Raw genomic sequence first — 14,059 nt, 5'->3', positions numbered from 1 at the left:
AACGTTAGCGTGATGAACTGGAACGTTAGCACCCCTGTGGAAAACCCCGGTTTGCCCAGTATTTATATGGGCAGAATCGGTGTTCAAAAAATGTGCCCCTATAAGTACCTATAAGTTAACCTATCGTCATCCGCGTACGCGCGAGAGGACCCAAGCCTGTGGAAAACTAATTGATGACGACGACGACAAAAAATCACCAACCCGCTTGACAGGCTATCCAGCCAGGGTCTAGTGTGAGTGCAGATACAAAAAATGACCCCGCGACGTTGAAGCGTCCGGGGCCGTGGCAACACCTATACCAGTTAGGCATCGCAATGACCAATTCTAGCGCACCCGCGCACCCTCAGTCCACCCGGACCGTCCCCGCCAGCACCGACGCTGGCATGACTCTCAGCGACATCCTCGCTGACCACACCGCCCCCACCGGCGGCACCCTCCAACACCGCCAGAACACTACATCCCTGGCCATCAACGACTTCACCACCGTTGCGATTCCCTGGATTTTCGTCAACTACCAGCTGCCCCTCATGGCAACAAAGGAAATTCTCTGGGAACGCACCGACGGCGACATTACCGTCACTTTGGCTGCAACACCCTACAAAGACAACAACGGTGTCACTCAGCAGCATCTGCCCTCCGGCCGCATTGCCCGCGAAATTCTGATTTACCTGACTACTACGGCGCTAGCTACCCAATCTCCCGTCATCAAAATCTCGGACACCTGGCGAGGCCTCCTAAGCGACGTTGGAATTGAAACCTCCAAAGACAATCTCCAGGCGGTTCAGAAGCAGCTCCGCGCTCTGCTGAAGATGACCATTCACATCTCCCACCAGGGCACCCTGCCTGACGGAACCAACGTCTCCACATCTCAGTCTTACCTCGTCGGCTCTAGCGAAAAGCTCTTCTTCAACCGTGACGGCTTGCTGGACGATAAGCATCAAAGCGTCATTCGCCTGTCCCAAGAATTCTATGAGCGCATCGCGGCAACCCCCTCACCGGTCCACGGTGCCATGCTGGTCCTCCGTGACTCCTGGCGCAAGATCATCAAAGAAAATCCTCACCAAGCATTAGCCGGTGACGTCTTCTGGTGGCTGGCAGGTCGCATGAGCCGCGTGCGCCGCGAGACCCGCATCCCCTGGGACAGTCCGAAGGGCCAATTCGGCAGCGCCGCAACCCAAACGACCAAGTTCCGCAGCCAGTTCCGCGCCGCCCTCGCGGTGGCCGCCCGTGAGTATTTCTCTCCGCTTGGCGAGAATTTCGACTACAGCATCTATGTCTCCGAATACGGTTTCGGTAGCAGGGGGGGCAACAGCGGAATCCTGCTCTCACCCATCAGCCCCGAACACCGCAAGCTCATGGCCTGGAGCCGCCGCCAAGGTGCTAAAACCGCCCCCGCTGCTACCCCTGTTCATGAGCAGAAGCCTACCCCTCCGCAAGCGCCCTCCGCGCCCGAAATCGTCCCGATCCCGGCTCACGCAGGCCTTGACCTCAGCGAACTACGCGCCGCCCTAGCGGCCGCCGGTCTTCCGACCAATGCGGTCTCTGACGGCGCCCTGCGTGCGGCTATCGACACGGTGCTGAGCCGCGCCACCTCTGTCGGTAATGCCCAGGCACTAGTGACCACCGCGATCGTGCGTGAGCCTGCTCTGCTGACCGGCACCGCGGCTCCGGTAGTCCCTGCTGTGCAGGGTTCTGCCGCCTCTGCTGCGCCCGGTCAGGGCGCGGCTCCTCTAAGCTCGGGCCGTCCCGTCCTGCCTGTGGCATCGTGCCCTGTCCATGGGCAGGACGTGACCGGTCTGGTCTGCCGTGACTGCGCTATCGAGCTGAAGTCCGCAGACACTGACTCAACTCTGGCTGAGTCGTGCTGGCGTGCTGTGCGTGCCCGCCTCACTGAGCTGTCGCGCCTGGATGGTGTGGACACTAGCGGTGAGTGGGTCCGCTACTCGTCGCTAGCTGCGGCACATGGTGTCGACGCATGAGGCTCTACACGGTGAACTAGTGACAATGCGTGGCACGTGCATCAGGTGCGTGTGCTATGGTAATCGCTGATACCGGTAATAAATTTTTGCCCCCAATGCTGGGGGTTACACACACTACAACCACGAGGAGGCGCGAGATGCTCGCTGCTGCAAATTCCTTTTTCCTGAATGCCGCTGTGTTAGCTGGTCCCATTGAGCCGGGTGCTGGTGAGCCGCCTCCCGGCTCTGACGGCGTGATTACCATCGTTAAGTGGATTGCATGGATTGTTTTCGCTCTAGCGGTTATTGGTGTACTGGCGACTGCTGGCGCGATGGCGCTTAACAACCGTCGCGGTCAGGGTGGCGAGCACGCCGCAGCCCTCGGCTGGACTTGTGCTGCCTGTGTCCTGGCGTCCGCAGCGTCCGGTATTGTCGGTATGTTCATGGGCTAAAAGCCCTGCACGGGGTGCATAATATGCACCCCGTGGCCCATTTAACCCACCAAAAATTTTAGGAAGCCCGTCTCTAGGGCCTCTGATAACCCCCTCACTATCACTCACTCAAGCTCTCCCCCGCGCTGGGGTAGGGCTACTGGTGTACCCCGAAATCCGGGGTTAAGAGACATGGAGAGACATCATGGAGAAAAAGTCCTCGGGCGTGACCATCCCCCGCTGGGGTATCGGCGTTATCGCCGGTGTTGGCGTGTTACTGGTACTGCTGCTGATTGTGCTGATTCCGCGTGGCGGCTCAGGCTCGTCAGCTTCGGGCGGTTCCGGTGCTTCGGCTGGTACTGAGCAGCAGCTGAACCGTGCTACCTCGTCGGTGGCGGCGGGCTCCTGTGGTGCTGGTGCGTCGGATGATGATTCGGTAATGGATGCTGCCCCGAAGGGCACTAAGTGGGTGACCACCGATTCAGGCTGGATTGGCCCTGTATCGAAGACTGCCGGTCCCATGGCAAACTCACCGATCCGCTCCTGCTTTGAGCACTCTGCTGAGGGTGCGCTGTATGCTGCTATGTGGGCATACATTCAGGTGAACGAGGCACCGGAAGCCTACATGCCGACTGTAATCGGTCCGGGTGCAGAATCTGCGCGAGAGAGCCGTACCAGCAAGTCGACCACTACTGTGCCGGTTGTGGGATACAGGTATATCTCCTACACTCCTGAGCGTGCGACTATCCGTATCCTCATCAAGGTACCCTCGGGTACCTACCGCTCTACGGATATTGTGATGGAGTGGCACGACGGCGATTGGCGCTTCTGGGTTCCCTCTACCTTGCCCTCCTTCACGAATGTGGATGACACCGCACCCTTTATCACCTGGGGCTCTTAATGGCCGGTAAGGACGACGTCAATGCAAATTGCCAAATGTTGGACGGTGTCTGTGCAGCCTCAGAGGGATTTCTTAACACTCTCTACCACGGCATCCTGGACGCCATTGGCGAGACAGCCAAGGGCCTAGGCTCCTTCTGGGTGCACACCCCATCTGTCCCTCTGGAAGGCCCCGACAATGCTGTAACCTTCATGCGCGATACCACCCTCTGGTACGTCGGTGTGCTCATGATGATCAGCGTCTTCTATGCTGCAGGGCAGATGATATGGAACCGCAAGGGCCAGCCACTCACAGACCTGCTCGCATCACTGCTGAAATACATCTTGGTTAGCGCCGCCAGCGTCTCAGCTATCACCATGCTCCTCCACGCCGGCGACGAGTTCTCGGCGTGGGTCATTGACCAGTCGACCGGCTCAGAATTTGGCGCCGCCCTGGCAGGTCTTATGGCTCTCACAGCGTTCGCTACCGTGACCATTGGACCCGGCCTGGCCATCTTCATTATCGTGGTCGGTATTATCGCCATCCTCATCTCTGTGATCCAGATTGGTCTGCTGATTATCCGCTCGGCTATGGCCATCATCCTCGTCGGTACCCTACCTATGGCCTACTCCGCCACTAATACCCAGTGGGGTAAGCAATGGTCGCAGAAGCACACCGCATGGCTCATCGCGTTCATCGCCTATAAGCCCGTTGCCTCGTTGATCTACGCGGCCGCGTTTAAGATTTTTGGCACCTTCGGATCTACTAACGGTGACCTTGGCCAGCGCATTGTCTATTTCTGCTCCGGTATTGTGCTGATGGTCGCGTCGCTGTTGGCTCTGCCGGCTATGATGCGTCTCATTGTGCCCGCAGTCGGTGCAGTCTCAGCGGGCGGTTCTATGTTTGCCGGTGCTGTTGTCGGCGGTGCCGCATCTGGTGCGGTTAACTTTGGTTCTCGTATGGCTGCCCGTGGTGGCGGTGCAGGTGGTGGAGCTGCTGGTGCTGGTGCATCCGGTGCAGGTGGCGGCGGTGCCGCTACTGGTGCAGCCGCTGCTAAGGGTGCAGGCGCGGCCGCTGCTGGCGCTGCTACCGGTGGAGCAGGTCTAGCTCTGATGGCTGTTGGAGCAGCCGCGAAGAAGAGTAAGGAAGGCGCGCACGCTCTGCAATCAGCGGTGCATGATGCTGCTGGTGAGCAGGCACCTCCTGCCCCAAAGGAATCCAAGGGTGGAGGCGGCCTGCTACCGCCACTTCGTGGTTCTCGCGGCCGTGGTTCTGGCTCACGGACGCCCGCTCCTTCGCATGATGATAGTGGCTCAGCTCCTCGCCCGAATAAGAAGCAGGAAAAGAGGTAACCGATGGCGCTTAATACCGATTACACAGAGCCCACGTACGGTAACTGGAGGCTGCCTCAGCGTGCCGGTATTGGTAGGCTTTCAGGTCTTGCCACTGTCCTGCTGTTTGTCGCTATCATCATCACCATCTTCGTCATGCGTCTGGCTGGTATTATCCCCGGCCTCATCATCGGCGCTATCCTCGCGCTTTTCCTGGGCTCCTTCGCTCTGAAGGACAAGCACGGCATGACCTTGATGGAACGCATCGCTGAAAGGCTAATTTTCATGCTCGCAAAATTCCGGAAGCTCAATATCTTCCGCTCGGGTCCGCTCGGGGCGACCCCCACGAATGAGTTCCGCCTGCCAGGTGTCGCATCCTCAGCAGTCACCTATGAGGGTACCGACAGCGTGGGGCGTCCTTTCGCACTGATTCACCTGCCTGCCGTTAACATCTACTCGGTCTCGATGGCGGTTGAGCCGGACGGTGCAGCCATGGTCGACCAGGCTGATGTTGACCAGTGGGTCGCGAACTGGGGCGGCTTTCTCGCTGAGCTGGGCCGTGAGGTCGGCCTAGTGGGTGCATCGGTGACGGTGGAAACTTCCCCCGGTTCCGGCATTCGCCTACGTCGTGAGATTGAGTCGTCCATGTCTGATACCGCCTCGCCGATTGCTTCGCAGATGCTGGCGGAAGCCGCTCAGACCTACCCTAGCGGTGTGTCTGAGACTTGTGCGTGGGTGACTCTGAGCTTCTCCGCTGCAGCTCGTGCGGGTATGCGTCGCCGTACCCCGGATGAGATGCTCCGTGACCTCTCCTCCAAGGTTGTTTTCTGGTGCTCGCACCTGGAAGCAACCGGCGCTGGCGTGGCTACCCCGATGGTTGCCGGTGAGATTGGTCAGATTGTACGCGCAGCGTATGACCCTGCTGCAGCTCGCTTGCTGGATCAGGCGGCCTACGCTGGTGAGCCGCTGACAATTGACCTGTCCTCTGCTGGTCCGAGCACCGCGGTGGTTGAGTGGAGCCATTACAAGCATGATTCGGGTGTGTCCGTGTGCTGGACGATGAGTGAGGCTCCGCGAGGTGCCGTGTTCTCGAATGTGTTTGTGCGTCTTTTGGAGCCGCACGCAATGATTGGTCGTAAGCGCGTGAGCCTGCTGTATCGTCCGGTGGATTCGGCGTTGACTGCGGCGATGGTTGAGCAGGATCAGAACACTGCCCGCACCCGATTGACCTCGACTCGTAACGGGTCGGCTCGCCTGTCTGCTGAGCTGGATGCAGCGAATGCGACGGCGGCTGATGAGGCTCGTGGCGCTGGTTTGAGCTATGTGGGTCTGGCTGTGTGTGCGACGGTTGAGGACCCTGCAGAGATGGTGGATGCTGTGGCTGTGGTGGAGCAGGAGCTTGCTCCGTCAAGTCGCATTATGCTCCGCCGTGCGTGGGGTGCTCATGATGCGGTGTTTGCTGCGACGTTGCCGTTGGGTGTGGTGCTGGGTCGCCATACGGTTCTGCCGGAGTCGGTGAAGTCGGCGCTGTAAGCCCTGTGATATTGCGTAGACCTGGGGATTTGTGGATGCAGATTCCCAGGTCTCTGCAAATCAACATTTCTGTATATCTGCTTTTCTGTCTTTCTGTATGGAGGTTTTGATGAGTCGTCGTCGTCGAGTCGTCACCTATACCGCCGCTGCGGCTGACCAGCCTGAAGCTCCGCGCCGAGCTGGCCTCTTCTCGTCCCTCAAGTCTCTCTTCGTCCCGCCTGCTGATGCGCAGTCGGGGACTTATGGCCGCGCCCGCGGGTACACGGTTCCTGGTGGCGGTGCCTCGCACCTTTTTGAGTCTCCTCGTGAGTGGCGTGGCTCGACCCGCCAGGTCTGCGGTCTGTGGCCGTTTGCGGCTGGCTCGTCCACCCCGTTCTCTGGCGCCCCAATGGGCATTGACATTGATACGAACGCGCCGGTTGGCTGTGACCCGATTGCGTGGTTTGTGGACGGCATTATTAACAACCCGTCCGCCTTCGTCTTGGGTCTTCCAGGCTACGGTAAGAGCACGTTCGTCCGTCATATGCTGTTGGGTATGAATGGCCGCGGCATCATTCCCTTGATTCCTGGTGACCTCAAGCCTGACTATGTTGATGAAATTACCTCGATGGGTGGCCAGGTCATTCAGTTGGCCCCTGGTCGTGGTCACCTGAATATTCTGGATCCGGGTGAGCTGAGCTCTATCGCTGCTTCTCTTCCCCCGAAGACTCGTGAGCGTCTGATGGTGGATGCCCATTCACGCAAATTGCAGATGCTGTCTGCGTTGATTTCGATTCTGCGTAAGGGCCATATCACCCCGCATGAGGAGACGATTCTGGATGCTGCTCTGACGATTCTGGAAGAGCATCATGAGGGTGTGCCGGTGGTGCAGGATCTGCTGGATGTGATTGTGTCTCGCCCGCAGGCTTTGCAGGATGTGGCGCTGGACCGTGGTGATGAGGCCCGTTATAGGGACGCGACGGATGCGTTGGTGTCCTCGTTGATGTCTTTGAATGGTCAGGGCCGCTTCGGTGACATGTTCTCCAAGCCCACCACGGCACGTTTGGCGATGGACCGCCCGGCGGTGTTCGATATCAGCCAGATTTCTGATATTCACCGTGACGTGCAGGCTGCTGCACTTTTGGCGTGCTGGTCTTCGACGTTTGCGTCGGTGGAGATTGCGCACACGCTGGCTGATGAGGGCCTGGCGCCGCGCCGTAACTATTTCGTGGTCCTCGATGAGCTCTGGCGTGCATTGCGTGCTGGTGCGGATATGGTGGACCGTATTGACTCGCTGACTCGTCTGAATCGTCGTGATGGTGTGGGTCAGGCGATGATTACGCACACGATGAGTGACTTGGATGCGCTGGCGACGGAGTCTGAGCGTGAGAAGGCCCGCGGCTTTGTCGAGCGTTCTGGTCTGGTGATTACTGGTGCGTTGCCTCAGTCTGAGATGGCGAAGCTACGTCGTGTGATGCCGCTCAGCCAGGCAGAGGCTGCACGTCTGGTGTCGTGGGCTGATCCTGGTTCGTGGTCGCGTATTACGCAGAACCGTTCGGCCCATGGTGCGCCTCGTCAGGCACCCGGCGTTGGTAAGTTCATGGTGAAGGTGGGTGGACGCCCGGGTATTAGTGTGATGGTGCGTCTGACTCAGGTTGAAATCGACATGAACAACACTAATAAGCGTTGGGGTAATGCTGATGGTTCTGTGCATGTGGCCAGTGGTAATGAGGTGACGAATGCGCTGGTTGGTTTGTCTTCTGCTGGCACCGAATCATATGGAAATACAGAAATACAGGAATCTGTATATGAAGGTTTCGGTATTTCTGTGCAGGATTCTGGCTTGTCAGAGCCCTATGCGCAGCAGGAACCTGAGCAGCCGCCGGTACGTTTCTCCTCAACGAACACAGCACCGGCACCCACCCCGCAGGATACTCAGCCCTCTGCTGAGTCTGCACACCTGATTCCTAGCCCGGAAGGATACGGCTATGAGTACTCCGCATAAGCGCGGCTTCAACACTGAAGCGTTCGTCATCTGGGGCATTATCGCCCTCCTTCTAATCGCCGGCATGATCTTCTACTCCGGCTACGCAGTTGGTGCCGCCATCAGTCACCAAAGCATTACCGTGTGGAACCCGGTTGCTGCCATCATCGGCGTGATTCGTGGAACCGCGCCCTGGTCGGCGGCCTCCACGGTGGTCTCTATCGCGGTGGCGGTTCTGCTACTGGGCGGTGCTGTCGGCCTGTGGTGGCGCAAGCTGGCGAACACTACCCCCTCGACGCGCGTGGATAAGGCAGGGTCCATGATGGGCTCTGGCGCTGATATTGCGTTCATGCGTGAGAAGGCTGCTTTGGCGGATGCCCGCCGTCTGGGTGTGGATTCGCCGGGTCTTCCGATTGCCAAGACCCTCTCGGGCCAGATGCTGTATTCCGGTTGGGAGAACGTGTGCGTGGACATATGGGGCCCACGCACCGGTAAGACCACCTCGCGTGCTATCCCGGGCATCTTGGCCGCCCCCGGCGCGGTGCTGGTCACCTCAAATAAGCGTGACGTGGTGGATGCTACCCGTGGTGTCCGTGAGCAGGTCGGTGACGTGTGGATCTTTGACCCGCAGGCTGTAGCTGCTCACCCGGCAACCTGGTGGTGGAACCCGCTCAGCTATGTGACCGATGAGGTGAAGGCGCAGAACCTCGCGGAGCATTTCGCCTCTGGTTCGCGTGAGGAAGGCGCCCGCACAGACGCATTCTTCGACTCTGCCGCGAAGGATCTGCTGGCGGCATTCTTGCTGGCGGCCGCTAAGGACGGTCAGCCCATCACCAAGGTTTACCGCTGGCTCACCCGTGAGACTGATGACGAAGCGGTCGGAATCCTCAAGGATGCCGGTTACACGCAGCTTGCACAGAACGTGGACGGCATTATCTCGGCCCCTGACAAACAACGCGGCGGCGTGTTCGGTGTGGCTCGTCAGATGGCGAACTGCCTGACGTCGGCGGCGGTGCTCAAGTGGGTGACCCCGCCGGAAGAGGGCGAGAAGCGCGAAGAATTTAACGCCCGCGATTTCGTGCGCGGTCGCAATACCCTGTTCCTTCTGTCGAAGGAAGGCGCTGGTACTGCTGGCCCGCTGGTGACTGCTTTGACGGTTGCGGTGGTTGAGGCTGCTGAAGAGCTGGCGGTCGCGCTGGGTGGACGTTTGCGTTTGCCGATGGTGGCGATGCTGGATGAGGCTGCGAACGTGTGCCGCTGGAAGGAACTTCCGAACCTTTATAGCCATTACGGCTCGCGTGGAATCGTCATCTGCACGATTCTACAGTCCTGGTCTCAGGGCGTTGTCGTATGGGGCCGTGAAGGCATGCGGAAGCTCTGGAGTGCGGCAAATATTAAAGTCTACGGCGGCGGCGTGAGCGAGACTGAGTTCCTGAGCGAGTTGAGCCAGCTAATCGGTGATTACGTCTACAGCAATGTTTCGGTCTCTCATTCCCGTCAATCGGGTTCATCTCGTAGCGTCGATAACGACCGTAAGGACAAGATCCTAGACGTGTCAGACTTGGCAGCGCTACCTCGTGGCCGCGCGGTGGTCTTTGCATCCGGCGCGCCCGCAACCATGGTGCAGACGATTCCGTGGTACACCGGCCCAGATTCTGCAGCAGTGAAGGCGTCACTGGCCAAGTACGACCCGGCACAGCAGCTGGCAAATGGAGGTGCATAACCCATGAGTGAGAACGAAGACGCTCAGCAGGAGCAGGAACCTGCAACGATTTTCCCGAATGCGGGCGAGTTCGTACATTCCTGGTTGCTACAGGTCATCAACCGCAAGGTCAACAGCAGGGAGACGTTCTGGTGCGCCCAGTGGTGGAAGCACCCGGAAGCGGTGTGCCGTTTGACGGCGTTGTGGTTGTCCTGGGAGGCGGCACGTGAGGACCCGACGTCTCTTGCGTCCTGGTGGCGTGACCAGGCGGATTACCACATGTCGGTGTTGATGTCTTCGACTGGCCCGTTCCGCTATTGCGAGGACGGGGAGCATAATTCGGCTCGGTATGCCCGTGAGGCATTCCCGATTCAGGACCCGCCTGCAGGTATTTTCGATCTGCTGGGTTAGACATATATGAAGGGGGCTCACAACAAAATAGTTGTGAGCCCCCTTCATGCTAATGAGCAAGTTCGTGCTGCTGATGCACCTGTCGCTGCACGGTGCGGGCGGGCTTGGCCTGCTGCTGAGGTCCTCGAGCCTTCGCGGCGGCTACAGCCTGGTGCGGGTGCGTACCGAGGGACTGGTCGTTAAGCTTAGCTGCGTGTGCGGTTTCTGCGTCCGCATGAGCTTCGTAGTAGGCGGCACGTTCACCGCGGACTTCTGCCCGGTCCCACTCATGGCCAGCCTGAGCATGAGCCTGCTCTGACTGGTCCTCGTGCTGCTGAGCTTCAGCAGGGTCGTCTGAATCGAGGGCCTTCTGGTGCTCAGAGTCAGAGACAGTCTCGCGTTCTTGGGCGCGTTCTTCAGCCTGGTGCTGTTCGTAGCGTTCTTCCCAGCCGTGTTCCTTCAGGTATGCCAGGTAGTCGGCGAGGGTGAGCCCGTATTCGTTCTGTAGCCTGTCGTCAAGGTAGCGGTAGGCTGCGGCGGCGTCGGCGCGGTAGGGTGCTTCTTGTTCAGCAGCGGTGGCCCATTCGGCTAGGTCGCGGTTGGTTGCGGTTTCCCACCACGATTCTTCCCAGAGACGCGCATACGGAGATGCAGGAATCTGTACATCTGTATTTACAGATTCCTGGGTTTCTGCACGAGCGGCCTGCTGCTGATGGTTCTGCAACGCCTGGCGAATCTGCCGGGCGATAGCTTGCAATTCACGGGCAAGTTCCTGCTCAACGTTAGTGCTGTGGTTGTCGAAGGGGTGAATGCTCATCATTGACCTCACGGGGGTATCAGTGCTTTCTTCCAGATTAACAGAGCACCATCTTGCGTGCTGTCGAGAACGTTAAAGAGGTATGGGGTGAGAAATCCAGTAGTGGATTTCTCACCCCATACCCCTTTATTAGAGCTCGATACCTCGCTCTGGGGGTTCAGGACTTCGCCGCGGCGCCTCATTCTGAGACTGACCTGTCTGCGCCATACCGCTTTTCTGCATCATGGGCTGGAGAAAACTGAGCGAACGTTGAGTCTCCACATCAATCTCCTGCTGAGGGGACTTAATATTCAAGCCATATTCCTCAGACATATTCACCAAAATCTGATTATCGATTCGCTCATATATCGTTTCATATCCGGCTGTGCTGTTATCAAAAATCTTGAGTGAATCAACTGAATCAGAAAGCTCTTCAAGATTCCTCAGAGAGCTCTCATAACGGCGGCGGATATCAGATTCATCCACCCCATGTCCGCCCTTGGTAACGCGAGATGCCACGCGGTCCACCGCTTTATCTGCGCTATCAAGACTGACATACAGCATTGTCACCTCATACCCCTGAGCGTGAGCGCGATCAATCAGATTCTGAAACGACTTAGCGCTACCCGCCAGAGTAGTCTCTTGGTGAATAGATTCACCAGATGCAATAGCCTGCCGTAAGTCTTTGATGGTGTCACGCATAGCTCGAGCAGCATCTGCAGGATTACGCCAGTTACCACCGGACGCTTGCAACTTTTCATCGGCATTAAGACGACGAGTACCTTCAAAGAGCTTTGGTTCGGTGCGGTACAAGGTACTTTTACCTGCACCGTTAACTCCGGCAACAAGGATATACTGCGGTCTCAAAAGGAACTCTCCCCTAGACTACAAACTTCTCATCAGCAATGATGACGCGCTGCTTCTGCTGCAGAGAATAGTTTTGTAGAGCATAGTAGAAATAACGCTTTTCTTCGTTTTCTTCTGCACGAATTAGCGGGGTGAATACTTCAGAACTGTTATCCGTGATGTACTCATAAAGCGTATCAAAGTCGGGGGTATGGTTAGCCATGATGATTTCTCCTTAGTTGGTCTACTTTATATTGTACATAGTTCAAAAGATTGGTATAGCTGACCTGGTGAAGGTCCTGCAGAGAACAAACTGAGGTGATCTCTGCAGGGACCTAAAGGTCCAATCCCTTATCGACCCTTGGTCGAACAGGACGGTGTGTAGGTTTATATCCTTGACTCGTCATCTTGTTAGCAGGCTGGAACCTACTCATGCCAATCTGGCTCACCCTCAAAGCCGCAAGAGTTTCCTCATCAGCTGCAGGTTCCGGTGCACGCTCAGCACGGGCTTCCTGCACCTTCTGCTCTACCGGTGAGAGCGGCTGCTGCTGCTGCTCCGGCTCAGTAGCCTTCTGGTTCTTCGGCTGCTTCTGCTGGTTCTTGGCACGTTCTGCCAGACGGGCCGCCTTAGCAACACGCCTGACCTGCTCCAGAACACCCAACACAGACTCCGCGGCACGGGTCTTCTCAGCAGACTGCACCACCACGGGCGCACCAGCAGATGCCAAGCGGGCATTATTAACCCGCTGGCTGGCCTCATGCACCATCTGGTCCGGCAACACAGCAGGCTCACTCTCCGGCACACGGTACTTGGTGCGCAGTGCGTCAGCCTCACCAGCAGCACGCACCCACTGACGGAAAGCACGCCGACGGGTCGGCACCGGACCCAAAGCCTGCGTCCACGCCGGAGCCTTACCAGCCTGCACTTGTCGCGCCAGCTCCTCACCACGAGCACGAGTGAGCTTGCCAATCTCACGCGAACGAGCACGCAGAATCGTGCCCAATCGGCCCTGACGAACCGCAGGGTGCTGCTCCCAGAACTTATCGAGTGTGTGGCCAGAGACCCCGCCTGAAGTGACCTTCGCCGGGTCCACCGCAGCCGGGCCAGAAGGCAGAGACTGACGAATCCTCTGCTCCTCCAACAGCACCTGATACAACGTGAACTGATGGCCGCTACGGGCACGTTCACCACGCACAATCTGCTCCAGCTCACGCTGATCTCCGCTGATTTCCCAACGGCGGCGCGTGATTTCGGCGTCCATGTCACCCAGATTCTCCTTAATCTGAGCATAAACACCGGTGGTATCGCCTTCGTTCGCGTTCAGCGCCTTGACGGTACGGGCACGCATCGCCAACAACTCATCGGTTTTCGTCATGGCATAAGGATTCGTGAACCACCACGGGTCCTCCACCGTCAAACGCTCCTCTACCGGGGCCGTCTTTTGCTTCGCCTGCTGCACCAGGCGCTCCAGATGCTCATCTGACAACGACGCCAGCGGGCGATCAGAGCGCACCTGCTGGGCCTGCTGGCGAATCTGAGCCACACGCCACGCCATTACTGCGGCAGCATCACGCGCCGAAGCCCCCTCATCATGCAGGGCACGACGACCATAAGCCCGCTCTATCAAAGCAACAGGGTCAAAGCCCTCACGGGCTGCTTCACCCAGCTCATGAGCCAACGCACCCCATGCGTCAGAGGACAGAACTTCAGCGGCATCAGCAGTAGCGTCAGCAGGCACATGATGAGTCACCATGCCGGAGGCACCATCACGAACCGGGTGCTCAGACACTCGGCCCATGCCCTCCTGCACGGCAGCAGCCATGACCTTCTGCACCGCCAGCTCACTGATGTCTTCATGCTGAGCAATCAAATCAGCAACGTTGTGGTGTTCGGCGCGCACGGCGTCCACGCTCTCATGCACAGTCAAATCACGCTCGTATGCGGAGGCAATCTGCTCCAGAACTTCATCACGGCTCTGGCCCTCGCCCAAAGAGACATAGAGCGTATTGCTTTCACGGCCACGAGTGAGCGCCACATACGCGCCCGCACGGTCGGTGCTGCTATCGACGAGTGCGTGTGCGGTATCTACGGTAGCGCCCTGGGCGCGGTGAATCGTTGCGGCGTACCCCAACTCAACACTCTGGGCAGCGTAAGCCGCAGGAAGCGTCACCTTCCCGCCATGCTCAAGATGTTGTACGGTCATAGCGCCGTTATCGTGCACCTGGGTA

The 14,059-nt window shown here is 58.3% G+C and carries 11 protein-coding genes and 1 pseudogene; 8 read left to right on the top strand and 4 right to left on the bottom strand.

From position 1 onward, the window contains the following. The first annotated feature begins 314 nt into the window (after positions 1 to 314). The 8 genes from HMPREF2971_RS00445 (at position 315) to HMPREF2971_RS00410 (ending at position 10,209) form a co-directional block, all read left to right on the top strand. Positions 315 to 1,979, top strand: coding sequence for a replication initiation protein (locus HMPREF2971_RS00445; protein WP_070690569.1), 1,665 nt, complete (start codon positions 315 to 317; stop codon positions 1,977 to 1,979). Between the two features lie 137 nt (positions 1,980 to 2,116). Next, positions 2,117 to 2,410: a hypothetical protein gene (locus HMPREF2971_RS00440; RefSeq protein ID WP_070690567.1), complete on the top strand. Its 294-nt coding sequence runs from the start codon at positions 2,117 to 2,119 to the stop codon at positions 2,408 to 2,410. Positions 2,411 to 2,594: 184 nt separating this feature from the next. Beyond that, a complete protein-coding gene (locus tag HMPREF2971_RS00435; protein ID WP_070690564.1) occupies positions 2,595 to 3,290 on the top strand; it encodes a DUF8175 domain-containg protein in 696 nt (231 codons plus the stop codon). A 191-nt stretch (positions 3,291 to 3,481) separates the two neighbouring features. Then, a complete protein-coding gene (locus HMPREF2971_RS09280; protein ID WP_168165825.1) occupies positions 3,482 to 4,621 on the top strand; it encodes a TrbL/VirB6 family protein in 1,140 nt (379 codons plus the stop codon). 3 nt (positions 4,622 to 4,624) lie between these two features. Then, positions 4,625 to 6,133, top strand: a complete 1,509-nt coding sequence (locus tag HMPREF2971_RS00425; RefSeq protein ID WP_070690560.1) for an SCO6880 family protein — start codon at positions 4,625 to 4,627, stop codon at positions 6,131 to 6,133. A gap of 109 nt (positions 6,134 to 6,242) precedes the next feature. Continuing rightward, entirely contained in the window at positions 6,243 to 8,117 is a 1,875-nt protein-coding gene (locus HMPREF2971_RS00420; RefSeq protein WP_070690557.1) for a hypothetical protein, read from the top strand. Next, the gene (locus HMPREF2971_RS00415) at positions 8,101 to 9,819 is read left to right on the top strand and encodes a type IV secretory system conjugative DNA transfer family protein (RefSeq protein WP_070690555.1); all 1,719 of its coding nucleotides are present in this window, start codon (positions 8,101 to 8,103) and stop codon (positions 9,817 to 9,819) included. The genes HMPREF2971_RS00420 and HMPREF2971_RS00415 overlap by 17 nt, the downstream gene beginning before the upstream one ends. Before the next feature lie 3 nt (positions 9,820 to 9,822). Further along, a complete protein-coding gene (locus tag HMPREF2971_RS00410; protein WP_070690553.1) occupies positions 9,823 to 10,209 on the top strand; it encodes a DUF4913 domain-containing protein in 387 nt (128 codons plus the stop codon). A 49-nt stretch (positions 10,210 to 10,258) separates the two neighbouring features. Here HMPREF2971_RS00410 and HMPREF2971_RS00405 read toward each other — a convergent pair whose 3' ends face one another. The 4 genes and pseudogenes from HMPREF2971_RS00405 to HMPREF2971_RS00390 form a co-directional block, all read right to left on the bottom strand. Continuing rightward, complete coding sequence (locus HMPREF2971_RS00405) at positions 10,259 to 11,008, bottom strand: hypothetical protein (protein WP_070690548.1); 750 nt, start codon at positions 11,006 to 11,008, stop codon at positions 10,259 to 10,261. A 126-nt stretch (positions 11,009 to 11,134) separates the two neighbouring features. Beyond that, positions 11,135 to 11,851, bottom strand: a complete 717-nt coding sequence (locus tag HMPREF2971_RS00400) for an ATPase (RefSeq protein WP_083314061.1) — start codon at positions 11,849 to 11,851, stop codon at positions 11,135 to 11,137. Between the two features lie 13 nt (positions 11,852 to 11,864). After that, positions 11,865 to 12,053, bottom strand: coding sequence for a transcriptional regulator (locus HMPREF2971_RS00395; protein WP_070690542.1), 189 nt, complete (start codon positions 12,051 to 12,053; stop codon positions 11,865 to 11,867). 112 nt (positions 12,054 to 12,165) lie between these two features. Further along, positions 12,166 to 14,059 (bottom strand): annotated as a pseudogene (locus HMPREF2971_RS00390) (hypothetical protein); the annotation flags it as partial.

Source organism: Rothia sp. HMSC066G07, assembly GCF_001814485.1.
Classification (GTDB): domain Bacteria; phylum Actinomycetota; class Actinomycetes; order Actinomycetales; family Micrococcaceae; genus Rothia.
This window is presented reverse-complemented; position numbering and strand designations above follow the sequence as displayed.

What these genes read in the sequence shown, in the direction of transcription:
- HMPREF2971_RS00445 (WP_070690569.1), top strand. Translation starts at nt 315, where the DNA reads ATGACCAATTCTAGCGCACCCGCGCACCCTCAGTCCACCCGGACCGTC.
- HMPREF2971_RS00440 (WP_070690567.1), top strand. Translation starts at nt 2,117, where the DNA reads ATGCTCGCTGCTGCAAATTCCTTTTTCCTGAATGCCGCTGTGTTAGCT.
- HMPREF2971_RS00435 (WP_070690564.1), top strand. Translation starts at nt 2,595, where the DNA reads ATGGAGAAAAAGTCCTCGGGCGTGACCATCCCCCGCTGGGGTATCGGC.
- HMPREF2971_RS09280 (WP_168165825.1), top strand. Translation starts at nt 3,482, where the DNA reads ATGCGCGATACCACCCTCTGGTACGTCGGTGTGCTCATGATGATCAGC.
- HMPREF2971_RS00425 (WP_070690560.1), top strand. Translation starts at nt 4,625, where the DNA reads ATGGCGCTTAATACCGATTACACAGAGCCCACGTACGGTAACTGGAGG.
- HMPREF2971_RS00420 (WP_070690557.1), top strand. Translation starts at nt 6,243, where the DNA reads ATGAGTCGTCGTCGTCGAGTCGTCACCTATACCGCCGCTGCGGCTGAC.
- HMPREF2971_RS00415 (WP_070690555.1), top strand. Translation starts at nt 8,101, where the DNA reads ATGAGTACTCCGCATAAGCGCGGCTTCAACACTGAAGCGTTCGTCATC.
- HMPREF2971_RS00410 (WP_070690553.1), top strand. Translation starts at nt 9,823, where the DNA reads ATGAGTGAGAACGAAGACGCTCAGCAGGAGCAGGAACCTGCAACGATT.
- HMPREF2971_RS00405 (WP_070690548.1), bottom strand. Translation starts at nt 11,008, where the DNA reads ATGATGAGCATTCACCCCTTCGACAACCACAGCACTAACGTTGAGCAG.
- HMPREF2971_RS00395 (WP_070690542.1), bottom strand. Translation starts at nt 12,053, where the DNA reads ATGGCTAACCATACCCCCGACTTTGATACGCTTTATGAGTACATCACG.